This is a genomic window from Pelagerythrobacter marensis (assembly GCF_001028625.1).
GTDB classification, from domain to species: domain Bacteria; phylum Pseudomonadota; class Alphaproteobacteria; order Sphingomonadales; family Sphingomonadaceae; genus Pelagerythrobacter; species Pelagerythrobacter marensis.
In genome coordinates, this window is the sequence record NZ_CP011805.1 from 2053066 (window position 1) to 2075710 (window position 22645).

21 protein-coding genes are annotated in these 22645 nt (G+C 65.2%); 10 read left to right on the forward strand and 11 right to left on the reverse strand.

All coding sequences use genetic code 11. The features are described from left to right. Positions 1-93: 93 nt before the first annotated feature. Positions 94-2301, forward strand: a complete 2208-nt coding sequence (locus tag AM2010_RS09730) for a thiamine pyrophosphate-dependent enzyme (RefSeq protein ID WP_236699510.1) — start codon at positions 94-96, stop codon at positions 2299-2301. Then, positions 2298-3341 (forward strand): acyl carrier protein, encoded by a 1044-nt coding sequence (locus AM2010_RS09735; protein WP_047806887.1) that lies wholly within the window; start codon positions 2298-2300, stop codon positions 3339-3341. Before AM2010_RS09730 ends, AM2010_RS09735 begins: the two co-directional genes overlap by 4 nt. Here the strand turns inward: AM2010_RS09735 and AM2010_RS09740 are convergent. After that, the gene (locus tag AM2010_RS09740; RefSeq protein ID WP_047807887.1) at positions 3335-5359 is read right to left on the reverse strand and encodes a TonB-dependent receptor plug domain-containing protein; all 2025 of its coding nucleotides are present in this window, start codon (positions 5357-5359) and stop codon (positions 3335-3337) included. The genes AM2010_RS09735 and AM2010_RS09740 overlap by 7 nt on opposite strands. Positions 5360-5469: 110 nt before the next feature. Between AM2010_RS09740 and AM2010_RS09745 the strand changes: the two genes are divergently transcribed. From AM2010_RS09745 to AM2010_RS09760, 4 genes are all read left to right on the forward strand, one after another. Next, positions 5470-6978, forward strand: coding sequence for a flavin-containing monooxygenase (locus AM2010_RS09745; protein ID WP_047806888.1), 1509 nt, complete (start codon positions 5470-5472; stop codon positions 6976-6978). A gap of 73 nt (positions 6979-7051) precedes the next feature. Further along, positions 7052-7813, forward strand: coding sequence for a competence/damage-inducible protein A (locus AM2010_RS09750; protein ID WP_047806889.1), 762 nt, complete (start codon positions 7052-7054; stop codon positions 7811-7813). Positions 7814-7848: 35 nt separating this feature from the next. Then, entirely contained in the window at positions 7849-8811 is a 963-nt protein-coding gene (locus AM2010_RS09755) for a polysaccharide deacetylase family protein (RefSeq protein WP_047806890.1), read from the forward strand. Then, the gene (locus AM2010_RS09760) at positions 8811-9722 is read left to right on the forward strand and encodes a GNAT family N-acetyltransferase (RefSeq protein ID WP_053044052.1); all 912 of its coding nucleotides are present in this window, start codon (positions 8811-8813) and stop codon (positions 9720-9722) included. The genes AM2010_RS09755 and AM2010_RS09760 overlap by 1 nt, the downstream gene beginning before the upstream one ends. A 21-nt stretch (positions 9723-9743) precedes the next feature. Here the strand turns inward: AM2010_RS09760 and AM2010_RS09765 are convergent, their stop codons facing one another. The 5 genes from AM2010_RS09765 to secE all read right to left on the reverse strand — a co-directional run bounded on the left by AM2010_RS09765 (position 9744) and on the right by secE (position 12167). Continuing rightward, positions 9744-9923, reverse strand: coding sequence for a hypothetical protein (locus AM2010_RS09765; protein ID WP_047806891.1), 180 nt, complete (start codon positions 9921-9923; stop codon positions 9744-9746). Between the two features lie 129 nt (positions 9924-10052). Continuing rightward, positions 10053-10748, reverse strand: coding sequence for a 50S ribosomal protein L1 (rplA, locus tag AM2010_RS09770; RefSeq protein WP_047806892.1), 696 nt, complete (start codon positions 10746-10748; stop codon positions 10053-10055). Positions 10749-10752: 4 nt separating this feature from the next. After that, positions 10753-11184: a 50S ribosomal protein L11 gene (gene rplK, locus AM2010_RS09775; RefSeq protein WP_047806893.1), complete on the reverse strand. Its 432-nt coding sequence runs from the start codon at positions 11182-11184 to the stop codon at positions 10753-10755. Positions 11185-11403: 219 nt separating this feature from the next. Next, positions 11404-11940: a transcription termination/antitermination protein NusG gene (nusG, locus tag AM2010_RS09780; RefSeq protein WP_047806894.1), complete on the reverse strand. Its 537-nt coding sequence runs from the start codon at positions 11938-11940 to the stop codon at positions 11404-11406. Between the two features lie 32 nt (positions 11941-11972). Beyond that, entirely contained in the window at positions 11973-12167 is a 195-nt protein-coding gene (secE, locus tag AM2010_RS09785) for a preprotein translocase subunit SecE (protein ID WP_047806895.1), read from the reverse strand. Positions 12168-12426: 259 nt separating this feature from the next. Between secE and AM2010_RS09790 the strand changes: the two genes are divergently transcribed. After that, on the forward strand, positions 12427-13965 hold the full coding sequence (locus tag AM2010_RS09790; RefSeq protein ID WP_047806896.1) for an alanine/glycine:cation symporter family protein: 1539 nt from the start codon (positions 12427-12429) through the stop codon (positions 13963-13965). Between the two features lie 83 nt (positions 13966-14048). On the opposite strand, the gene AM2010_RS14305 is transcribed toward AM2010_RS09790, so the two are convergent. Continuing rightward, positions 14049-14201 (reverse strand): hypothetical protein, encoded by a 153-nt coding sequence (locus tag AM2010_RS14305; RefSeq protein ID WP_169747786.1) that lies wholly within the window; start codon positions 14199-14201, stop codon positions 14049-14051. A 311-nt stretch (positions 14202-14512) separates the two neighbouring features. On the opposite strand from AM2010_RS14305, the gene AM2010_RS09795 reads away from it, so the two are divergent. From AM2010_RS09795 to AM2010_RS09805, 3 genes are read left to right on the forward strand one after another with little or no spacing between them, the layout of a single operon-like run. Then, positions 14513-15157: an SRPBCC family protein gene (locus tag AM2010_RS09795; RefSeq protein WP_082132876.1), complete on the forward strand. Its 645-nt coding sequence runs from the start codon at positions 14513-14515 to the stop codon at positions 15155-15157. Next, positions 15157-16338, forward strand: coding sequence for a zinc-dependent alcohol dehydrogenase (locus tag AM2010_RS09800; RefSeq protein WP_047807889.1), 1182 nt, complete (start codon positions 15157-15159; stop codon positions 16336-16338). The genes AM2010_RS09795 and AM2010_RS09800 overlap by 1 nt, the downstream gene beginning before the upstream one ends. A 2-nt stretch (positions 16339-16340) precedes the next feature. Further along, on the forward strand, positions 16341-17135 hold the full coding sequence (locus AM2010_RS09805; protein WP_047806898.1) for an SDR family NAD(P)-dependent oxidoreductase: 795 nt from the start codon (positions 16341-16343) through the stop codon (positions 17133-17135). Positions 17136-17230: 95 nt separating this feature from the next. On the opposite strand, the gene AM2010_RS09810 is transcribed toward AM2010_RS09805, so the two are convergent. The 4 genes from AM2010_RS09810 to AM2010_RS09825 form a co-directional block, all read right to left on the reverse strand. Next, positions 17231-18124, reverse strand: a complete 894-nt coding sequence (locus AM2010_RS09810; protein WP_236699509.1) for a cation efflux transmembrane domain-containing protein — start codon at positions 18122-18124, stop codon at positions 17231-17233. Between the two features lie 29 nt (positions 18125-18153). Beyond that, complete coding sequence (locus tag AM2010_RS09815; protein ID WP_047806900.1) at positions 18154-18606, reverse strand: hypothetical protein; 453 nt, start codon at positions 18604-18606, stop codon at positions 18154-18156. A gap of 203 nt (positions 18607-18809) precedes the next feature. Beyond that, positions 18810-20084 carry an aminotransferase class V-fold PLP-dependent enzyme gene (locus AM2010_RS09820; RefSeq protein ID WP_047806901.1) on the reverse strand — a complete coding sequence of 425 codons (1275 nt, stop codon included), beginning with the start codon at positions 20082-20084 and terminating at the stop codon, positions 18810-18812. Beyond that, on the reverse strand, positions 20084-22453 hold the full coding sequence (locus AM2010_RS09825) for a TonB-dependent receptor plug domain-containing protein (RefSeq protein WP_047806902.1): 2370 nt from the start codon (positions 22451-22453) through the stop codon (positions 20084-20086). The genes AM2010_RS09820 and AM2010_RS09825 overlap by 1 nt, the downstream gene beginning before the upstream one ends. Positions 22454-22645 lie beyond the last annotated feature (192 nt).

Below are 22645 nucleotides of genomic sequence, written 5' to 3' on the forward strand. Positions count from 1 at the left end.
ATCCCCTCTAGAACCAATGTTTTGTAACAAGTCTCCACGTCAGGTCCATATCACCGGTCGATCCTTAACGCTCCCCTTCCCTTTTGCGCCGAAATGGCTAGCACCGCGGGCATGGATCGCGCTTCCGTTGTGCATGAGAACTTCCTTCGCCGGGTGGCGCAGGGGGACTTTCCCCGGGGCGATGCTCCGCAGGGGCCGCTTGCCGCGGCGGCGGCGGTGCAGCTCTATCGTTCGGGGTGTCTGACGCGCGCGCTCGATATCGTCAGCCGGCGAATGCAGGCGGCGGGCGAAGGGTTCTATACCATCGGTTCTTCCGGCCACGAAGGGATGGCGGCGGTCGCCGCGGCGCTGCGGCCGAGCGACATGGCCTTCCTCCATTACCGCGATGCCGCGTTCCAGATCGAGCGGGCCAGCCAGGTGCCCGGCCAGTCGATCCTGTGGGACATGCTGCTAAGCTTCGCCTGTTCGCGCGAAGACCCGATTTCGGGCGGGCGGCACAAGGTCCTGGGCTCGAAGGCGCTGAACATCCCGCCGCAGACGTCGACCATTGCCAGCCACCTGCCCAAGGCGGTCGGCGCGGCCTATTCGATCGGCCCGGCCCGCCGCGTCCGGCCCGAACATCAGGTTCTGCCCGACGACGCCATCGTCATGTGCAGTTTCGGCGATGCCAGCGCCAACCACTCGACCGCACAGGGCGCGATCAACACCAGTTGCTGGACCGCGTTCCAGAAAGTGCCGATGCCGCTGCTGTGGGTGTGCGAGGATAACGGGATCGGCATTTCGACCAGGACCCCGACGGGCTGGATCGCCGCCAGCTTCGCGAACCGCCCCGGCCTCGGCTATTTCGCCTGCGACGGGCTCGACATCTACGACACATATGCCACCGCCCGCGCGGCGGCGGAATATGTCCGCACGCGGCGCAAGCCCGCCTTCCTCCATGTCCGCACGGTGCGGCTATACGGCCATGCGGGGGCGGACATGCCGACGACCTACATGGCCCGGCACGAGGTGGAGGCGGAAGAGGCGAACGACCCGCTGCTGCATTCGGTCCGCCTGCTGGACGAGGCGGGCGCCCTGTCCCCGCCCGAAGCGCTGGCGATTTACGAGCAGACGCTGGAGCGCGTCGAGCGCGTGCGGGCCGAGGCGGTCACTCGCCCGCGGCTGAAAACGGCGGGCGAAGTCATGGCCAGCTTGATCCCGCCCGCGCGCGCCCATGCGCCGGGCAATGGCCCTTCGGCCGAAGCGCGCGCGGCCGCCTTCGGGGCCGACCTGAAGGCGATGGAAAGCCCCCAGATCATGAGCCGCCTGATCAACTGGGCGCTGACCGACCTGATGCTGGAACACCGCGAAATCGCGCTGATGGGGGAAGACATCTGCGCCAAGGGCGGCGTCTATGGCGTGACGCAGAAACTGGGCCAGCGCTTCGGCCGGGCGCGGGTGATCGATACCCTGCTGGATGAACAGTCGATCCTCGGCCTCGGCCTCGGCATGGCGCACAACGGCTTCCTGCCGATCCCGGAAATCCAGTTCCTCGCCTATTACCACAACGCCGAAGACCAGATCCGCGGCGAAGGGGCGACCCTGCCGTTCTTTTCGGACGGGCAATATACCAACCCCATGGTCGTGCGGATCGCGGGCCTCGGGTACCAGAAGGGGTTCGGCGGGCACTTCCACAACGACAATTCCTTCGCCGCGCTGCGCGACGTGCCGGGCGTGATCCTGTGCTGCCCCTCCAACGGGGCCGACGCGGCGAGGCTGCTGCGCGAATGCGTGCGGCTGGCGCGGGAGGAACAGCGGCTGGTCGTGTTCCTCGAACCGATCGCGCTCTACCCGATGCGCGACCTGCACGAGGCGGGCGACGGCCTGTGGCTGCGCCGCTATCCCGCCCCGGACGAACGGATCGCGCTGGGCGAAGTGACCACCCACGGCGAGGGGCGCGATCTCGCCATCGTCAGCTACGCCAATGGCCTGCACCTCTCGCTCCAGGCGCAGAAGCGGCTGGCGGATGCGGGAATCGCCAGCCGCGTGATCGACCTGCACTGGCTCAATCCCCTGCCCGCCGATGCCCTGATCGACGCGATCGGCGATGCCGCGCGGGTCCTGGTGGTGGACGAGACGCGGCGCACCGGCGGCCTGGCCGAAGCGCTCATGGCGCTGATGGCCGAACGCAGCGACAGGCCGCTCGCGCGCTATTGCGCGGAGGACAGCTTCATCCCCACCGGCCCGGCCTATGCCGCGACGATGCCGGGCGTGGAGGGGATCGTCGCCGCCGCGCAGGCGCTGGCGGGGGACGCGGCATGAGCGGGCGCAGGACCGCCGTGGTCGTGTGCCCGGGCCGGGGCACCTACAACAAGGCGGAACTGGGCTATCTCGCCCGCCATTTCCCCGATGCGCGCCTGCTGGCGGCCTTCGATGCCCGGCGCGAGGCGGCGGGGCAGGACAGCCTGAGCGCGCTCGACGGGGCGGAGCGGTTCAGCCTCGCGCGTCATACCCGCGGCGACAATGCCTCGGCCCTGATCTACGTCGCGACGCTGGGCGATTTCCTCGCCATCGACCGCGACCGGGTGGAGATCGTCGCCGTCACCGGCAATTCGATGGGCTGGTATTCCGCGCTCACCTGCGCCGGGGCAACTTCGCCCGAAGACGGCTTTGCCATCGCCAACACGATGGGCACGCTGATGCAGGAGGCGCTGATCGGCGGCCAGCTGGTCCACCCCTTCCTGGGCGAGGACTGGCGGCCCGATCCGGCGCGCAAGGCGCAGTTGCTGGCGCTGGTGGCGGAGATCGACGCGCGGGCGGGCCATGCACTGGCGCTGTCGATCGATCTGGGCGGAATGCTGGTCCTGGCCGGCAATACCGCCGGGCTGGAGGCGTTCGAGGGCGCGGTCGAGCCGGTCGATGGCCGTTTCCCGATGCGGCTGGGCAATCACGCGGCCTTCCACACCGCCTTGCAGGACCCGGTGGCGGCGCGCGGGCGCGAGGCGCTGGGCCCCGGCCTGTTCGCCCAGCCCGCACTGCCGATGATCGACGGGCGCGGCGCGATCTGGTGGCCCGGCGCAACCGATGCGGGGGTGCTGCGCGACTATACCCTGGGCCATCAGGTCACGCGCAGTTACGACTTCACCCGCGCGATCACCGTCGCCGCGCGCGAATTCGCGCCCGACATGTTCATCGTCACCGGCCCGGGCACAACGCTGGGCGGCGCAGTGGCGCAGTCGCTGGTGCTCGCCGGCTGGCGCGGCATGGGCGACAAGGCCGCGTTCAAGGCACGGCAGGGGGAAGAGCCCCTGCTGGTGTCGATGGGCCTTGCCGAGCAGCGCCCGCTCGCCGCCGGTCAGTAACCCCAGCGCAGGCCCGCCCATAGCGTGCGCGGCGCGCCCAGGTCGATATTGCCGCCCGAATTGCGCGTCACCACCGTTTCGCCGGTCAGGTTCTCTCCCCGCAGGACCAGCGCCAGCCGCCCGGTCAGCGGCATCTGGGCATAGGCGCCCAGCGTGGTCGCCGCGGGCAGGACATCGCTTTCCAGATCGTCTTCGAACTGCGCGCCGACATGGCGCAGCGAGGCGGCAAGCAGCCAGCCGGGCGACGGGGCCCAGGCGAGCGAGGCACCGGCGGCCCAGCGCGGGGTCTGCGCCGGGCGATTGCCGTCCAGATCGGCCGAGGGGCCGCGCCCTTCGACTGCGGCATCGGTATAGGCCACCGTCGCATCCAGCCGCAGGTCGCCGCGCGTGACCGCCAGGGCGCCCTCGATCCCGCGCGCCTCGATCGCGGGCAGGTTGCGCCGCTGGCGCAGGTCGGGGGCCAGGGTGACATTGGCGATCGCCCCTTCGACCCGGTTGTCGAAGGCGGTCAGCGCAATCTCGATCCCTTCGGCCGGGGTCAGGTCGATCCCCGCTTCGAACCCCTCCAGCCGCTCGTTGTCGAGCGCGGCATTGGCCTGCGTCACAACCGGGAAGACCACGAAGGGGCGGTACAGTTCGTTCAGCGTCGGCTGGCGCAGGCCGGTATAGGCCGCCGCGCGCAGGCGCAGACGCGGATCGGCCGCATACGTCGCGCCGGCGCGCCAGCCCAGGGTCCAGTCCGCGCGATCGGGCGCGATCGTTTCTTCCACCACCGCGCCGGCCGCGTCGCGCGCGCGGTAGAAACCGTCGGCCACCGTCGTCCGGTCGAGCCGCAGGCCGCCGGTCAGCACGAGGCCGGGGGCCGCGGTCCAGTCGTTTTCCGCAAACAGGCCGAGATCGCTGTTGGTCCCGCCCGCGCGGCGCCGTTCGGTCAGCGCGCCGGAGAAGGCGCTATAGGCTTCTTCCTGCAATCCGCCCGAGGCGCGGCGATAGTCGAGCCCCAGCCGCAGGACATGATCCCGCCCCACCGGCGGGCGCAGTTCCAGCTTGCCGCCGATCCCGGTGGACGGGGTGTTGCGCTGGTCCAGCACGCGGGTGAAGCGGCTGGAACTGATCACGACATTGGAGAAATTGCGCGCTTGGACATAACCGAGCGCCTCGAACTGCCAGTCGCCCCGGCCCACGATCCGCAGGCTCGCGTCCTGCCCCTCGCTCGACGAATCGGCCCCGTCGAAACGAAGCGTGCGATCGTCGCGGAAGACCAGCATCCGCGCCTGCAGCTCGACCGCCTCGCCCAGCGGCGCGCCCCCGCGCAGCGCGGCTGACCACGAATCGAACGCCGCGCGGGCCGATGCGGGAACGCGCTGGTCGGCCGGCGTGGTGTAGAATCCCTTGCCCCGGTCCCACCGCGCATCGGCGGCGACGAAGCCCGCGCCCAGCTCGCGCGCGAGGCCGAGGCTCGCCTCCGTCTCTCCGCGATCGTTGGCGAGCAGCGAGGCGGATAGCGGCGCGAGCGCGCGCGGGTCGGCGCTTTCGAGCGCGATCCGCCCGGCCAGCGCGCCCGCGCCGAACGGGCCGGACCCGCCGCCGCGCGCGACGCGCACCGCGCCGAGGCGATCGGGCGCAATCGCGCTGAGCGGGATATAGCCGAAGAACGGATCGGCCATCGGCACCCCGTCGAGCGTGACGAGCGCGCGGCTGGTGGCGTTGCCCCCCAGCGCGCGCAGGGTCACCCCTTGGGCCGAGGGGTTGGAGGATCGGCTGTCCGACCGGCGATATTGCTGGAAACCCGCAACCGCGCCCAGCACGTCCTCGATCCGGCCCGAAGGCGCGGCGACGATCTGCTCGCGCGAGATCTCGATACTGTCGTAAGCCGGCGCGGCGGGCGTGGGATCGAGGCCGGTGCCCCGGACCACGATGATCGGGCGCGGGTCGCCCCGGGCATCATCCTGGGCCGCAGCGGGCGATGCGAAAACGACCAACGACAGGGCGACGGGGGCTGCAGTGCGAAGAAGCATGGGCACGCCCCTAACCCATCGTTCCGCTCCAGTCAGTTGCATTTCGCTATCGGGACTCGCCAACCGTGGCACGATGATTTACGTTCGCGTCAAGAGGAGAGGGAAGACACATGCTAGCAACACCGCCGGATCACGAGGTTCTGATCGTCGGTGCCGGCATTTCCGGCATCGGCATGGCCGCCCACATGGAAAAGCTCTGCCCCGGCCGCAGCTACGCCATTGTCGAGCGGCGCGAGAACCTGGGCGGCACCTGGGACCTGTTCCGTTATCCCGGCATCCGGTCCGACAGCGACATGCATACGCTGGGCTTCAACTTCGAACCGTGGAAGCATGAGAAGTCGATCGCCGATGCCCCGGCGATCCTTGATTACCTGAACCGGATCGTGGACGAGCGCGGTATTCGCAAGCACATCCGCTTCGGCCACCGCGTCGTATCGGCCGACTGGCGCGGGGACGAGGCGCGCTGGCACGTCGAAATCGCGCTGGACGACGGCACGACCACGCGGATGACGGCGCGCTTCCTCTACCTCGGTTCGGGCTATTACGATTACGACGAGCCTTACGATCCCGGCTTCGATTTCGGGGACTTCGAAGGCCAGGTCGTGCACCCCCAGTTCTGGCCCGACGATCTCGATTACGAGGGCAAGCGCGTGGTCGTGATCGGTTCGGGCGCGACCGCGGTCACCCTGGTCCCGGCGATGGCGAAGCGCGCCGGGCACGTCACCATGTTGCAGCGCACGCCGACCTGGATGTTCTCGCGTCCGGCGAAAGATCGGCTGGCCAATTTCCTGCGCCGGGTCCTGCCCGAAGAGCTGGCCTATCGCATCACCCGGTGGAAGAATATCAAGCTGCAGGACATCGGCTTTCGCCGCGCGCGCACGCGGCCTGAAAAGGTCAAGCAGTTCCTGCACAAGCGGATCGACAAGGTCTTCGGCGATGCGCCCTACGACCCCGCCGACTTCACCCCGCCCTATAATCCGTGGGACCAACGGTTGTGCCTGGTTCCCGACAACGACCTGTTCGAAGCGATGAAGCGGGGCGATGCGGCAATCCGCACCGGCCGCATCGCGCGCTTCACCAAAGACGGGGTGGAACTGGAAGACGGTGAGGCCTTGCCCGCCGACGTGATCGTGACCGCGACCGGACTGCGCCTGGCAATCGCGGGCAAGATCGCCTTCAGCCAGGACGGTGTGCCGGTCGATTTCGCCCAGCGGTTCTATTACAAGGGGTGCATGTTTTCGAACCTGCCGAACCTGGCGGTGGTGTTCGGATATCTCAATGCCAGCTGGACGCTGCGGGCGGATCTCAATTCCGACTATGTCTGCCGCCTGCTCAACGAAATGGAACGGCGCGGCGCGGATATCGCTGTTCCCGCGCTCAGCCCGGCGGAGGAGGCCGCGCTGGAGGAAGACGACATCTTCGATTTCTCCTCCGGCTATATCAAGCGTTCGAAGCATATCATGCCGCGCAACGCAGTCGCCTATCCCTGGCGGCTGAACCAGGAATACGTCAGCGATCGCAAACGCATGGCTCAGGACCCGGTGGACGATGGCATCATGGTGTTCGGTGGCGCAGGCGATGCGGCCTTTGCCGAAGAGCAGCGCGAAGCCGCGGAATGACCGTTTCGCACCGGTCCTGCCGCTGATCGGGAGAGGGCTGGCGCCATCGCCGGCACTCCCCTAATCCATGGGCATGAGCGCAACCGATCGCATCTACACCGCCGGCCTCGTCGTGATCGGCGACGAGATCCTTTCCGGTCGCACCCACGACCGCAACATCGCACAAGTCGCCTCGTGGCTGCAGGTCCAGGGCATCAGGCTGGCGGAAGTGCGCGTGGTGCCCGACGTGATCGACCGGATCGTCGAGGCGGTCAATGCGCTGCGGACGGCTAACGACTATCTCTTCACCACTGGCGGAATCGGCCCGACGCACGACGACATCACCGTCGATGCGATTGCCGCCGCGCTGGGCGTGCCGGTGGTAATCCATCCGCAGGCGCGCGCGATCCTCGAACGCTATTACGCCGACAAGGGCGGGCTGACCGAAGGGCGCCTGCGCATGGCCCGCGTGCCCGAAGGGGCGGAGCTGATCCCCAACCGCATGTCGGGCGCGCCGGGCATTGCAATCGCCAATATTCGCATGATGGCAGGCGTGCCGCACATCGCCGCGCAGATGCTCGATTCGCTGACCGGCACGCTGGAAGGCGGCGCCCCGCTGCTCAGTGAAACGGTCGGCGGCTATATCCCGGAAAGCGAAGTCGCCGTGCTGCTGCGCGAAGTCGAACAGGCGCACGAAAACTGCCAGATCGGCAGCTATCCCTTCTTCCGCGAAGGACGGGTCGGGGCGAATTTCGTGATCCGTTCGACCGATGCCGATGCGCTGCAAAGCTGCATGCACACATTGTGCGAAGGGCTGGGCGAACTGGGGTTCGATTTTACCCCGGGCGGCATCTAACCGGGTCTTAACCCTGTTCCCCTAAGCCACCGCGCATGACGGCGGTCTATATCACCATCGACACCGAATATGCGGCCAGCCTGGCCGCGCGCGGACGTGCGGAAAACTTCGCGCGCTCGATCGCGTGCGAAACGCCCGCCGGGCCGGTCGGCCTGTTCTACAAGATGCAACTGATGGATCGCTATGGGTTGAAGGGCGTGTTCTTCGTCGATCCCATGCCCGCGCTGCTGTGGGGGCGGGAAGCGATCGCGGATGTCGTCGGCCCGATTGTCGAAGCCGGGCACGATGTCCAGTTGCACTGCCATACCGAATGGCTTGCCCTGGCCGGGGCCGCCAATCCCTTCGGCGGCCGAACCGGACAGAACATCGCCGACTTCGCGTTCGACGATCAATGCGCGATCCTGGACTGGGCGCGCGAAACGCTGATCGCGGCGGGCGCACCGGCACCGGTCGCCTTCCGCGCCGGCAATTACGGCGCCAGCGACGACACCCTGCGGGCGCTGGCAGCGATCGGGCTGCAGTACGACACCAGCCACACACCGGGCATCGCCGACGGCGCCTGCCGCATTTCGCTGAGCCGCAAGGATCGCAGGCCGATGCGGCACTGCGGGGTGGTCGAAGTGCCCGTTGGCTGCATTCGCGCGTTCGGCGGCGGTCTGCGCCATGCGCAAGTGACGGCGATTTCCGCGCGCGAGATGCTTGCCGCGATCCGGCACGCGCGCGACCACGGATTGTCGGGCTTCACCCTCGTTTCGCACAGCTTCGAACTGCTGTGCCGCGCGCGGGAGAGGATCAATCGGGTGGTCCGCCACCGGTTCGAACGCCTTTGCCACGGGATTGCGGCGATGGACGGGGTGGAGAGCGGCACTTACGTCAGCCACCCGCCCCGCCCCTCCGTCGTGCGCACGGCGCGCCCGATCCTGCCGACCGACCGCCTGCGAACCGGGCTGCGCCTGGCGGAGCAGATCGTGTCCAACGGCCTGTACGGCGCGCGATAATGCTGCGCGACACGCCCGTCCGCTTCGTCGTCGGATCGCGTCAACTGTTCGCGGTGCCCCGCCGCCTGCTGGCGGTGAGCCACTCGCTCGATCGCCTCGTCGCCGGGCAGCCGGCTCCGCTGCCGGACCTGCCGCCCGATGCCGATGGCTATCGGGTTCTCTCCGCCCCGGCGGGCGCTATCGGCCCGATGCTCGAAAGCCGGCCCGATCTGGTCCCCGGCGGGCTTCAGCATTATCGCCGCCATTACATCGCGATGGACGGCGGCTTCGACCAGTACATGGCCGGCTTTTCAGGCAAGACCCGTTCCACCCTGCGGCGCAAGCAGCGCAAGTTTGCGCAAGCGGACGGCGGGCAGCTCGACATTCGCGAATATCGCGGCACGGCGGGCCTCGATGCGTTTCTGGAAGCCGCCCTGCCGCTGTCGCGCCGGACCTACCAGGGCAAGTATCTGGACGCCGGATTGCCCGAAGGGGCGGAGGAACTGAACGCCCTGCGCGCGGCGGCGAGCGAGGACCGCCTGCGGTGCTTCATGCTCTATCTGGCTGGCGAGCCGGCAAGCTATCTGTGCCTGCCGGTCGAAGGGCGGACGCTGGTCTATGCCTGGCTGGGATACGATCCCGAAACCGCCCATCTATCGGCCGGAACGGTCCTGCAACTGGCCGCGCTGGAGCGCCTTTTTGCGGAAGAGCGGTTCGATTTCTTCGATTTCACCGAGGGCGAAGGCCCGCACAAGGCGCTGTTCGGCACGGCCAGCGTAGAGGCCGCCAGCGTCCTGCTCCTGCGGCGGCGCGCAGCCAACCGCGCCCTGCTGGGGGCGCTGCGCATGTTCGACGATTCGGTCGCCGCCGGCAAACGCCTCGCCCAGCGTAGCGGCGCGGTCGCCAGCGCGCGGCGCCTGCTCAAGGCCTAGCGCGCGGCGGCTGGGCCGCCGTCAGAGATCGACGGTGCGATCCTGCCTGTCTTCGAGATCGTCGCGCAATTCGCGCGCGCCGCGTTCGGAACGATCGATCGATGCCCGGCTTGCCTGCCGGTTCCTGGCCCAGACGTAAATCGCCGTCGCGAGCAGCAGGATCGGCCCCAGGATCAGGGCCACGGCCCAGAAATCACCCATTGGTATGCTCCTTGAAGGTCATACCCCCGGCAACGCCCGAGCGCGGCGATCTTTCCTGATGGGCGCAAAAGGAAGGGGCCGGGAAGATCGCTCCTCCCGGCCCCTGCCCTCGGTTCGGTCAATTCAGAATCAGGCGCCTTCGATCTCGCTCAGGTCGAGCTTGAGGCCCGGGCCCATCGTGCTGGTCAGCGAGACCTTGCGCACGTACTTGCCCTTGGCGCCGCTCGGCTTGGCCTTCACGATCGCTTCGGTCAGCGCCTTGAAGTTCGTCTTCAGATCTTCGTCCTTGAACGACAGCTTGCCGATGCCCGAATGGATGATGCCCTGCTTCTCCACGCGGAATTCGACCTGGCCGCCCTTGGCGTCCTTCACGGCCTGTTCCACGTTCGGGGTGACGGTGCCCAGCTTCGGGTTCGGCATCAGGCCCTTGGGGCCGAGCAGCTTGCCGAGCCGGCCGACGACGCCCATCATGTCCGGCGTGGCGATCACGCGGTCATAATCGAGGTTGCCGTTCTGCATGTCTTCCATCAGGTCTTCGGCACCGACCTTGTCGGCCCCGGCGGCGGTCGCCTTCTCGGCATTGTCGCCGCGCGCGAAAACCGCGACCTTGACGTCCTTGCCCGTGCCCGAAGGCAGCGAAACCATGCCGCGGACCATCTGGTCGGCGTGGCGCGGATCGACACCCAGGTTCATCGCGACTTCGACCGTTTCGTCGAACTTCTTGCTCGCGAACTGGCGCAGCGTGGTCAGGGCCTCGTCAACGCCATAGAGCTTTTCCGTATCGAGTTCGGCGATCGTCTTCTGCTTCTTGGTCAGCTTGGTCATCGGATCAGCCCTCCACCACTTCGAGGCCCATCGAACGCGCGGAGCCTTCGATGATCTTGGTCGCCTGATCGATGTCGTTCGCGTTCAGGTCCTTCATCTTCGTCTCGGCAATCTCGGCGAGCTGCGAGCGCTTGATCGTCCCGGCCGAAACCTTGCCCGGTTCCTTCGAACCCGACTTGAGCTTGGCCGCGCGCTTGATCAGGAAGCTGGCGGGCGGGGTCTTGGTGACGAAGCTGAACGAGCGATCCGCATAGACCGTGATGATGGTCGGGATCGGCATGGACTTTTCGAGATCCTGCGTCGCGGCGTTGAACGCCTTGCAGAATTCCATGATGTTGACGCCGCGCTGGCCCAGCGCGGGGCCGATCGGCGGGCTGGGGTTGGCAACGCCAGCCGGCACCTGCAGCTTGATATAGCCGTCGATTTTCTTGGCCACGGGTGGCCTCCTTTCTCACTGTCGGCACCGCGCGAACGCGGCGCCTCATGGTAAGCGGTCAAGCAGCCTGCCCAGATCGCTGGAAATGCAGGCCTTCCGCATGGATTTCCTCCCCTCCCCCAAGAATCGGGATGGGCAGGAAGGCGCGCCGATAGGCGCAAACGCTTCGAAATTCAACTCATCGATGCATGGCCGGCGCGGGGGCGGCCCCGCGCCCGGTCACTTGACCAGTTCGACCTGCTCGAAATCGAGTTCCACCGGGGTCGCACGGCCGAAGATCGAAACGCTGACCTTGACCTTCTGCTTGTCGAAATCCAGCTCTTCCACCACGCCGTTGAAGCTGGCGAAAGGACCGTCGAGCACCTTGACCTGGTCGCCGATCTCGTAATCGACGCTGATGTCCTTCTTGGGCGCGGATTTCGCTTCCTCGACCCCGCCGAAATAGCGCGCGGCCTCTTTCTCCGAAATCGGCTGCGGCTTGTTGTTCGAGCCGAGGAATCCGGTCACCTTCGGCGTGTTCTTCACAAGGTGATAGACATCGTCGGTCATCTTCAGCTTGGCGAGGACGTAGCCGGGCATGAACTTGCGTTCGACCTGGACTTTCTTGCCCCGCTTCAGCTCGGTCACGGTTTCGGTCGGAACTTCCACCTCTTCGACAGCTTCCGACAGGCCGAGCCGTTCGGCTTCGGCGATGATCGCGTCGCGCACCTTGTTCTCGAACCCGGAATAGGCGTGAATGATGTACCAGCGAGCCATTGTGATCCTTAGTCTAGTCTTTGGTGCCCGAATCAGGCCAGCGTAAGCAGCCAGCGCACGACAGCGCCGAAAGCCGAATCGATCCCCAGGAAGAACAGCGAGAGGATTACGACCATGATGCCGACGAAAATCGCCGTGCGAACGGTCTCCTCGCGCGTCGGCCATACGACCTTGCTGCCTTCGCTGCGGACCTGACGGATGAATTCTCCGGGGTTCGTCTTGGCCATCTGCGCTCGTTCCCTGCCTGGTAAAACCTGTCTCGCCTTCCGGGATGGGGCCATCGCCGCCCCGGATCAAGTCCGGGAGGGGCTGGCGAAAGCTCCGATGTCGGAAAGCGCGGTCGCATTTAGGCGTCGCACGGCACAAAAGCAAGGCGGCACGCGCCATCGCGCAAACGGTTGCAAACGAAACTTAAGGCTGGCGTTGCGCGCGCCACGGCTCTAGCGTGGCTTGTCATACGAGGGACGTTTGAGGGGAATATCGCGAATGGCGACTGGCCAGGCACTCACGCTGGGCGAACGACTGGTGCAACCGGTCACCAATATCTCGGATTTCATCTGGGGGGGCACCTGGAACGGCGAACAGCTGATTCCCATCCCGCCACTGGCGGTGATCCTGCTGGGCATTGGCCTGTGGATCATGATCGGCCTGCGGTTCTATCCGATCGTAAAGCTCGGCGCGGCGATCCGCGGCCTGTTTGCCGGCCGGAAGAGCGCCGGAAAGGGCGAGATCAGCCCCTTCGCCGCCCTCTCCACCGCACTTTCGGGCCAGGTCGGCACCGGCAATCTCGCCGGGGTGGCGACGGCCATCGCTCTCGGCGGCCCCGGCGCAGTGTTCTGGATGTGGATCACCGCACTGTTCGGCATGGCGTTGGCCTTTGCCGAAGGAAGCCTGGCGATCCGCTATCGCGAAACCACGTCCGACGGCGTCTCGCGCGGTGGACCGATGAGCTACATCATGCTCGGCCTCGGCCCCAAGTGGACCTGGCTCGCCATCGTCTTCTGCCTCGGCACGCTGTTTTCCGCACTGGTGACGGGCAATTCGATCCAGGCCAATGAAGTCGCCAGCGGGCTCAACGAACTGTTCGGGTTCGAACGCTGGCTGGGCGGCCTGATCGTCGCGGTCGCGGTGTTCATCGTGATCATCGGCGGGATCAAGTCGATCGGGAACGTGGCGGAAAAGGTCGTGCCGTTCATGGCCGCCACCTATCTCGTAATGGCGGTCACCGCGCTGATCCTGAACTTCGGCGATCTGCCCGAAACGTTCAGCCGCATCTTTGCCGGCGCGTTCAACTTCCAGAGCGCCAGTGGCGGCTTTGCGGGCGCGGCGATCATCCTGGCGATCCGCGCCGGGGTGGCGCGCGGGCTGTTCTCGAACGAGGCGGGCCAGGGCTCGACCCCGATCGCCCACGCCGTGGCGCAGACCGACGATCCCGAACAGCAGGGCCGCATGGCCATGCTGGGCACATTTATCGACACGATCGTCATCTGCACGATGACCGCGCTGGTTATCCTGACGGTACAGGGCGACTTCACCTATCAGGGCCAGCCGGTCGATCACGTCTGGCAATCGGACCTGGGCACCACGGCCATGTCGGGCTTCGTCACGACGTCGGGCGCATTTGCCGCGGCCTTCCCGTTTGAAATCGCCTCGATCCCGCTGGGCACGCTGGTTGCCAGCACGGCGCTGATCCTGTTCGTCTTCACCACGCTGCTGACATGGTCGTATTACGGTGAGCGCGCGATCACCTTCATCTACGACCGGTTCCCGGGTTCGACCCGCGGCGGGGAAAAGGCGCTGCACATCGGCTGGCGGGTGATCTGGTGCATCGCCATCTTCATCGGCGCGACCCAGCCTTCACAGCTCGTCTGGCGGCTGGGCGACATCTCGAACGCGACGATGGTGCTTCCCAACCTGCTCGCGCTGATGCTCCTGTCGGGCGTGGTATTCAAGCTGGCCCGGGGGGAACGCAACGCCGGGCGGGACTTCAAGCAGGAAACGCCAGAAGAACCCGAAGAGTACTGACGGCGCTAGCCGAAAACAGAAAACGGGCCGGTTGCCACGCGGCGACCGGCCCGTTTTTCTGGAACGTCAACTTGTCTGAAACGTCAACGCAGGCCGAACAGACGGGCCAGGAACCCCGGCTCTTCCTCCATCGGCTGGATCGGCCCGTGCGTCATCAGGCGCAGCGTGGCATCCCGATAGGGACGAGGCTGGGTCCACCCGTCGGGGCGGCTACTGCGGAAAGACTGGCTCGACATGGCTTTTCCTCCATGAGACTGGATTTCCCCTCCATCTATCCCGCATAACGAACGGCCTGCCGCATGGGTTCCCGGGAAAAGCGCGATCACATCGCGGGCGCGCCGCTATCCGAACTCATGCGAGAGCGCGGAGATCGCTTCTTGCGATCACCGACTTATGCAAGCTCACGCCCCGTCCTTGATGCATCGAACCGTTACATGCCGCACGTATTTGATGAAATCTGGGTCGATTGTCCGAAGATACCTCGCCGCAAATGTCCGGAACGGTTTGAGCGGGAATTCGCTGCGTCATCATGTCGCGGAGAAAATCTATGTCTCAAAATTCCAAAATCGGCGCCGGATTGGGCGGCGTCGTTCTTACCGCTGGAGCGATCGCGTTCGGAGCGTTCCTGTCCAACAGGCACCAGAATCGCGGATATGACGATGCCGCCAACCATACCAAACGCCAGCCTGAAGGCAGTAACGCGCAGGTCGGCCGATCGGTAACGATCCGCAAGCCGCGTGCCGAACTGTTCGCCTTCTGGTCGGACTTTTCCAACCTGCCGCAATTCATGGAGAATGTGGAAGCGATCGAAGCCGGCGCAGACGGGGCATCGACCTGGCGGATCAAGGCCCCCCCGGGCCAGACGGTCGCGGTGAAAACCGAAATCGCCAGCAAGAAGCAGGACGAGTTGATCGCCTGGCGCTCGGTCGAGGATTCCGAGATCGAAACCAGCGGCGAGGTTCGCTTCGAGGATGCACCGGGCGAGCGCGGAACCAGGGTCAGCCTGGTGATGGCCTACGACCCGCCCGCAGGCGCGCTCGGCCGAGCGGTGGCGAAGCTGTTCCTGCGCGAGCCGCAGGTCCAGGCCCGGCACGATCTGAAGCGTTTCAAAATGCTCATGGAAACCGGGGAAATAGCGACATCGGCGCGAACGCGGGACGAAACCCGTGCAGCCAAGCAGGAGAACGGATGATGCGAGCACTTACCTGGCATGGAACCAACGACGTTCGCGTGGACACGGTCAGCGATCCGGAAATCATCAATCCCCGCGATGCGATCATCAAGATCACCAGCACGGCCATCTGCGGGTCCGACCTTCACCTATACGATGGCGTCATTCCCGGCGTGGCGCCGGGCGATGTGCTGGGCCATGAATTCATGGGCGAAGTCGTCGAGACGGGGTCTGCGAGCGATCTGGAGAAAGGGCAGCGCGTCGTCGTGCCCTTCACGATCAGCTGCGGCGGCTGTTTCCATTGCAAGCAGCAGCAATATTCGGCCTGCGACAATTCCAACCCGGCTGAAAAGCAGGATATGTCGGCGACGCTCTACGGCCAGCCGATGGCCGCGCTGTTCGGCTATTCGCACCTGACCGGCGGCTACTCGGGCGGACAGGCCGAATACGCCCGCGTGCCCTTTTCCGATGTCGGCCCGATCGTCGTTCCCGACCATCTGGAGGACGATAAGGTGCTGTTCCTTTCGGACATCCTCCCGACCGGCTGGATGGCGGCGGAAAATGCCGACATCCAGCCCGATGATACGGTTGCGGTGTGGGGCTGCGGCCCGGTCGGATTGTTCGCGATCCAGTCGGCCATCGTGATGGGCGCATCCAAGGTGATCGCGATCGACCGCTATCCGAACCGCCTGGAGCTGGCGAAGCAGCTGGGCGCGGAGATCATCGACTTCCGCGAGACCGATGTGCGCGAGGCCCTGATGGAAATGTCCGGCGGGATCGGCGTGGATGCAGTGATCGACGCGGTCGGCATGGAATCGCACGGCTTCGCGATCGACAACATGTTCGACGTCGTGAAGCAGAAGGTCGGCATGGGCGCCGACCGCGCGAGCGCGCTGAAGCAGGCGATTCTCGCGGTCCGGTTCGGCGGCAAGGTCTCGATCCCCGGCGTTTATGGCGGGATGACCGACAAGTGGCCGCTCGGGGCGATGATGGAGAAGGGCCTGCAGATCCGCGGCGGCCAGACCCATGTGCAGAAATATACCAAGCAGCTGCTCGAGAAGATCGAGGATGGCACGCTCGATACCACATTCCTGATCAGCCACCGGCTGCCGCTCGAACAGGCAGCCGAGGGCTACAAGAACTTCAAGGAGCAGCAGAATGAATGGACCAAGGTCATTCTGAAGCCCGGGATGGAGAACTGATCATGGCCGGGAAAATCGACAAGCTGTCCGGGCTATGCGTGATCACCGGTGCTTCGAGCGGCATCGGGCTTGAGTTCACGAAGCTGGCGGCCCGCGATGGCTGCGACCTGATCCTCGCCGCCGACCGCGATCTTGGCGCGGCCGAAGCCGCCGCGCGGCAGTGCGGTGCCGCTGGCGTCGAGACGGTCGAAGCCGATCTCGCCACCCGCGACGGCCTCCAGGCCCTCGTGACGGCGCTCGGCGACCGTACGCCCGATGTCCTGCTCGCCAATGCCGGCCACGGGCTGGGCGAAGCGTTCCTCGATCAGGAGTGGAAGGACATCGCCCATGTGATCCACACCAATGTCACCGGCACGACCTGGCTGCTGCACCATGTCGGGCAGAAGATGCGCGCGAAAAACGCCGGCCGCATCCTCGTGACCGGTTCGATCGCGGGGCACATCCCGGGCGCTTTCCAGCTCGTTTACAACAGCACCAAGAGCTACATCGATTACTTCTGCTTCGGGCTGCGCAACGAGCTCAAGGATACCGACGTGGTCGTCTCGTGCCTGATGCCGGGGCCGACGGATACCCAGTTCTTCGACCGCGCCGGGCTCGAGAACACCGATGTCGGCAAATCGGACAGCAAAGATGATCCCGCCATGGTCGCCGAGGCGGGCTACAAGGCCCTTCTCGAAGGCGACGCGCACACGGTCAGCGGCTTCATGAACAAGATCCAGGATATGTTCGCCGGCGTGATCCCCGACACGGTGCTTGCCCAGATGCATCGCCGCATGGCCGAACCCGATGATCGCTGAAGCGTGAAACGGCGCCCCGACGTGCTTTCTGGCGTATGTGTCCAGAGGGGCTTGCGCTGTTGCTTGCCGCCCTGAATGCGAAAGGCTTCCTTCACCTAGTCTTCGACAAGGCCTCTCGCGCAACCGGGCGGGGTGAAGCTTAACTGGGCCAGGCGCCAGGCCGGATCGTCCGCCATGAGCTCGTCGAGGCTCGGCAGCTGCGGCGGCGGGTGCACCCCGCGCACATCGGCGAGGATGTAGCGACCGGATTCGCGCAAGCGGATATCGGCGCCGGGCCAGCGTTCGGCAAGACGCCGGCACAGTCGCTCCGCTTCGGGCGAAAGCTTCGCACTCGCGAGCGCACGAGGCGCACCGTCGAGCAGTTCCGCGCCAGCTGTCCGAACATTCTTGATACCATCGTAGAGGATCGAAACCGAAATCGCGGCTGCGGCGGCCGAGTCCGCCCACCAGAAGCCCAGCCCCACGCCGACGATTCCGGCTATGCCCGCAACGCCGGTGTGCCAGTCGGCCTTCTGCATGTCGGCATCGGTATGGAGAACTTTGTCGCGCAGCTGCTTCGCGACGGGCGTTTTGAGACGGCCCAGGACAACCGGGATCACAACCGAATAGGCAAGCGCCGCGATCATCAGCCAGCCCATCCAGAAGGTCTGGCCGAACAGGGTCACCGGCCCGATCGTCGGGTGTTCCTGTTTCATCAGACCCGTAAGACCATCGTAAAGCAGCCACAGGCCCATCGCACAGAGCACTACCGCGCTCGTCAGGAAGGCAAGGCTGTTCACCCTCACAAAGCCATGCGGATAGAACTCGGTGGGCTTACGGCGCTCGAGACTGGCGGAAATCAGGAAAGTAGCGGCGGGCACCAGCCCCAGCATGTCTTCGAGGAAGGCGGTCTTCATCGCCTGGCTGGAACCCATGGCGAAATACATCACCACGACGACAGATCCCATGCCCAGCAGCGTCCACCATTCGAGTTTCCTGGCTTTCGCCATGGCCGGCTGAATATCTTGCGGAAGCTCATTCATGGTTGCGATGCCGCTTCCACCATCATGATCCAGCCGTTTTCACCGTTACGCATGGCGAAGCGCGGGGCGAACTTTTCGTCTGGAGGCTCCGCGCGCCAGCCTAGCGCGGAGCCGAAATGGACTTCCCTCGCCCATGGGCTCTTTTTGGGGAAATGACCGTACACCAGATCGAGCTTGCCATCGGCGAGATCATGCAGGATTCTATCACTTTCGCCGTCGTGGCGCTCGATGCGGGCATCGGTGCGTGAAGAAAGTTTCCGCAGCGCTTCGGTGCCCGCATCGGCGGGTTCGGCCCCGCCCACCCAGCCGAGCCGGATAACCCCGGTTTCCCGAACAAGGGCTTCGGTCCGCTCCGGATCCTGGGGAATATCAGCGCAAGCAGCAAGCGCGGTGATCGCCCCGGCAAGGGCAACAAGGCGAAACCTGCAAGCGTGCACAATGCTCGGCATGCCGGCCCAACGCACCAAACTGCGCAGCCGTTCCGTTCGCGATCATTGTTCGACTGGCCGCCTTTCCTTTAAGCTGTTGATTTGATGATTTTCTGAGGACTCGAGACTTAAATCAGCTTCAAGGCCGGACCTCCATCTCACCGAGGAGTCATGATGGAACCATATCCCGGGGGAGGCCGGCGCCCGGGATATGGTTCACACAGCTAAGCGTGTCGCTCTGCAATTTCACCGAGGGCTCTGGCCAGCGAATCCATATCAGCCATGGAATTGAAGAGCGCCGGAGTAATCCGAATACACGAGCCACTCGCCAGTCCGGTGCGCAACACAGTGAATATGCCATGCCTCTCGAGCAGGCGCTCAGCGAGCGCGCGATTGTCCGCGAAAGAGGTCAGGCCCCGCAGCCGGAATGAGGTTATTCCGGCATACATGCGCGGGTCGTTCGGCGTCAGAACTTGAATCGCGTCATTTGTTTTCACTGCCTCGACCCAGCGGTCGCGCAGCGCACGCAGTCTCGCCGCCCGGCGAGGGGCCGTAATTGAAGCCTGGAAGCCCAGTGCATCGGGCACGCTCAACAGAGCGGCGAAATCGACGGTGCCTGTATGTACGCGCGACCTGATATCGCCCGACTGTCGATTGGCGTCTGCCATGTCCGGGTCAATTGCCGCGATACGGTCCCGCCGGATATACGCTGCTCCAACGCCCAGCGGCGCGCCGATCCACTTGTGCAGGTTGAGGCCCACGAAATCGGCATTGAGATCGGGCAAAGTGAAATCGACCTGGCCCAGACTGTGTGCGGCATCGACAATCGCGTCGATCCCCCGCTCCCGCGCCATTGCCACGATCTCGCGCACCGGAATCTGCAGCCCTGTGCGATGGCTGACATGCGTGAGGAGCACCAGCCGCAGATGAGGATGCGCATCAAACGCACGCCGATAAGTGTCGAGCACGTTTTCGTAGCTTGCCGGTTCTGGAAGGGCGATACGGATCACCTCGGCACCACGCCGCGCCATGGCGGAGACCATGCCGTCCTGCATGCTGTCATAGTCGAGATCGGTAAACAGCGCCGCTTCGCCGGGCCCGATCCGGTTGTAGCCGCCGATCAGTGTCTTCAAAGCCTCGGTCGCGTTGCGGGTAAACACGATCTCTTCGACATCCACCTTCAGGAAGTCGGCCACCTCATCGCGCACACGAGCGAGGTCGGCGCCCATCCCGCGACGCGCGTAATAGCTGGTGTCGCGGTTCACCCGGGCGACGTGCCCCTGATAAGCCTCCAGCACCGGGCGCGCCATCATCCCCCAATTGCCGTTCTCGAGCTGGATGACCTCGTCGGTTCCGTCGTATTGGGCCGCGATACGCGCCCAATAGGCTTCGTCATCGCCCGGCGTAGTGGCGAAAGTCGCGCGCAGCGGCAGCGCCTGCGCGGCCAGACCTGCCGCCGCACCGGCGAGCACCGTGCGGCGGCTGAGCGAGGCGGGCATCAGAAATCCAGGCCCAGACGGATGTAATAAAGGCCGCCATCGGTATCGTACGGCGCATTACGCGAGTAAACGAGGCCGCGGTTCGCCTGGAAGGTGGCTTCGTCCGGGTAGGTATCGAACAGGTTTTCTGCACCCACAGTCAGATCGAAATGCTCGCCTAGATTCGCTGTCACGGACGCATCGAACAGCACGATCGAATCGAAACGCTGGAATATGTCGCCCGAGGCGTTTCCGCTGCTATCCGTCCACGGTCCGTAATAGCGACCATGCAGATCGACCGTGAAGGCACCAATCTCGTAGCCCAGGGTTGCAACGGCGTTGTGCTGAGGCAGTCGCTCTTCGAAGATACGACGCTGCGTGTCATTGCCGACGGTGGCACTATCCTCGCTGGTCACCTTGGTGTCGTTGTAATTGTAGGCGAGGCTGGCATTCAGCTTCCCCGAGCCGACATAGTCCCGATAGGCGACGACAGCGTCTATGCCCCGTGTCCGGGTATCGAAGTCGTTGGTGAAGAAGTTCACACGGGTAAAGCGCAGCGGGTTGGGTATGTCTGCAGGCACGGTGAAGGCGGCTGACTGCCCGAAACGCCCTTCAATCTCGATCTGGTAGAAATCGACGCTGGCGGTGACCGGTCCGCGCTGAAACGCAAGACCGGCGGTGATGTTCTCCGATTCCTCGGGCTCCAGCGGTTCTGCGCCCAGCGCCAGCGCGATAGGGTCGTTGGGTGAAAGGCGGCCGGCCGTGAATACTTCCAGCGTCACCGTATCGAGGCCCTGCGAGGTGCTCGAAGTGTTGAGCTGGCCCGGAGTCGGAGCGCGAAAGCCGGTGGAATAGGTAGCGCGCATGGCCAGCCCGTCGACTGGTTCGACGCGGCCGGAGAACTTGTAATTGAAAGTGTCACCGAACTCGGAGAAATCCTCGTAGCGGCCCGCGGCACCTACTGTCACGATCTCGCCCAGCGTCCACTCAAGGTCCAGATATCCGGCATAGCTGGTCTGGTCCCATTTGCCCGCCTGGGTGGGGCTGAAGCCGGGGAAGCCGTTGGAATTGGGTGCCAGCCCGTCGACCGCGCCCGGTCCGATTGCGTAAGAAGCTGGATCACCCGGCGCGACCGAATAGGTTTCTTCGCGGCGTTCGGCGCCAAACGCCAGATTGACGGGTCCGCCGGCAAGATCGAGCCGGTACACGAAATCGGCATTAAGGTTGAATTCGCCCTGCTCGAGCCGTCCGAGATAGAACGCTGTAGGGCTGGCCGGACCGAGCGAGGCGTTGAGCGATTCCTGCATGTTGTAATCGATCCGGCTGCTGCCAGCCGAAGCGCTGATATCGTAGCTCAGTGCATCGGTGATATCGCCGCGCGCGCCCGCTGCACCTTGCAGGTCGAGAAATTCGGTCCCGAAGCGAGGCGTGAAGCCGGTGGGATAGATCGAAGTGAAGCTGAAATCGGGAAACGCTGCGGCGCTGTTGAAAACGCTGCCCGTGGTGGCCGGGTTGCGCCAGTTGAAATCCGTTACCGCATCGCCGTCCGCCAGGGTCCCAAAAGCGTAAAGTTCGAACGCATCGGCAAAGGCATAATTCAGGTTGCTTGCCGCGCGGATAGTATTCGCCTCCGGCTGCCCCCACCGCTGGACGGGATTGGGAATGTCGAGATCAGGGCGGGCTGCCTGCAGCTCGATGGCATCGGGGCGCTGGCGTGTGCGCGAGGTAGCGGCGCTGTCGGCATACTCCCAGGTAAAGATGGCCGAGCCGCGGTCGCCGAGCGGCAATCCGCCCTGCAGGCCAATCTGGTAGGAATCGCCGTCATCCTCGTAATATTGCGAGAATTGCGCGTAAGCATCGGCACCCGGCTCGTCCTCAAGGATGAAGTTGATGACCCCAGCGATCGCATCGGAACCGTATTGTGCCGAGGCACCGTCGCGAAGAACCTCTACCCGTTTGACCGAGAATCCGGGGAAGGTGTTGAGGTCGGGCGCCTGCGAGCCGCGCGAACCGAGCAATGCCGAACGGTGGTAGCGCTTGCCATTGACGAGCACGAGCGTTTGGTCGGGCGAAAGACCGCGAAGCGTCGCCGGCCGCACGAAGGCGAGACCGTCTGCGGCTGGCAGGCGCTGTACGTTGAAGGACGGCAATTGCCGCGCCAGGACATCCGCCACGTCGTCCGACGTAACCGATTGAAGCACTTCTTGCGAAAGCACATCTACCGGTGCCAGGGTATCGAAAGGCGTGCGCCCTACTTCGCGTGTGCCGGTGACGATAATCACCTCGTTATCTGCGCGCGGCCGGGCGCTGGTGCCACTGTCCTGCGCCCGCGCGCCGGTGGCGCTGGCAAGCGCGAGAGCCAGAAGAGAAATACCGGTTAGACGCTGCATCTAAAGCCACCCTGTTCTTATTTCCAAGACGGGCACCCGCTAGGATGGAAACGGGTCAGTGTGATGAAAGCGCGATGACGATCCAAAGACGATCCCGGAACGGCTGGGTCCGGTGGCTCGCCACCGCACCGGGAGCGGATCAGGGGTTGCCGCTGCTAGGGCTCCGGTAACCGGGGGCTTCCTGCCGCTTGA

Coding starts and splice junctions, on each gene's coding strand:
- AM2010_RS09730 (WP_236699510.1), top strand. CDS start 94: ATGGCTAGCACCGCGGGCATGGATCGCGCTTCCGTTGTGCATGAGAAC.
- AM2010_RS09735 (WP_047806887.1), top strand. CDS start 2,298: ATGAGCGGGCGCAGGACCGCCGTGGTCGTGTGCCCGGGCCGGGGCACC.
- AM2010_RS09740 (WP_047807887.1), bottom strand. CDS start 5,359: ATGCTTCTTCGCACTGCAGCCCCCGTCGCCCTGTCGTTGGTCGTTTTC.
- AM2010_RS09745 (WP_047806888.1), top strand. CDS start 5,470: ATGCTAGCAACACCGCCGGATCACGAGGTTCTGATCGTCGGTGCCGGC.
- AM2010_RS09750 (WP_047806889.1), top strand. CDS start 7,052: ATGAGCGCAACCGATCGCATCTACACCGCCGGCCTCGTCGTGATCGGC.
- AM2010_RS09755 (WP_047806890.1), top strand. CDS start 7,849: ATGACGGCGGTCTATATCACCATCGACACCGAATATGCGGCCAGCCTG.
- AM2010_RS09760 (WP_053044052.1), top strand. CDS start 8,811: ATGCTGCGCGACACGCCCGTCCGCTTCGTCGTCGGATCGCGTCAACTG.
- AM2010_RS09765 (WP_047806891.1), bottom strand. CDS start 9,923: ATGGGTGATTTCTGGGCCGTGGCCCTGATCCTGGGGCCGATCCTGCTG.
- rplA (WP_047806892.1), bottom strand. CDS start 10,748: ATGACCAAGCTGACCAAGAAGCAGAAGACGATCGCCGAACTCGATACG.
- nusG (WP_047806894.1), bottom strand. CDS start 11,940: ATGGCTCGCTGGTACATCATTCACGCCTATTCCGGGTTCGAGAACAAG.
- secE (WP_047806895.1), bottom strand. CDS start 12,167: ATGGCCAAGACGAACCCCGGAGAATTCATCCGTCAGGTCCGCAGCGAA.
- AM2010_RS09790 (WP_047806896.1), top strand. CDS start 12,427: ATGGCGACTGGCCAGGCACTCACGCTGGGCGAACGACTGGTGCAACCG.
- AM2010_RS14305 (WP_169747786.1), bottom strand. CDS start 14,201: ATGTCGAGCCAGTCTTTCCGCAGTAGCCGCCCCGACGGGTGGACCCAG.
- AM2010_RS09795 (WP_082132876.1), top strand. CDS start 14,513: ATGTCTCAAAATTCCAAAATCGGCGCCGGATTGGGCGGCGTCGTTCTT.
- AM2010_RS09800 (WP_047807889.1), top strand. CDS start 15,157: ATGCGAGCACTTACCTGGCATGGAACCAACGACGTTCGCGTGGACACG.
- AM2010_RS09805 (WP_047806898.1), top strand. CDS start 16,341: ATGGCCGGGAAAATCGACAAGCTGTCCGGGCTATGCGTGATCACCGGT.
- AM2010_RS09810 (WP_236699509.1), bottom strand. CDS start 18,124: ATGGCGAAAGCCAGGAAACTCGAATGGTGGACGCTGCTGGGCATGGGA.
- AM2010_RS09815 (WP_047806900.1), bottom strand. CDS start 18,606: ATGCCGAGCATTGTGCACGCTTGCAGGTTTCGCCTTGTTGCCCTTGCC.
- AM2010_RS09820 (WP_047806901.1), bottom strand. CDS start 20,084: ATGCCCGCCTCGCTCAGCCGCCGCACGGTGCTCGCCGGTGCGGCGGCA.
- AM2010_RS09825 (WP_047806902.1), bottom strand. CDS start 22,453: ATGCAGCGTCTAACCGGTATTTCTCTTCTGGCTCTCGCGCTTGCCAGC.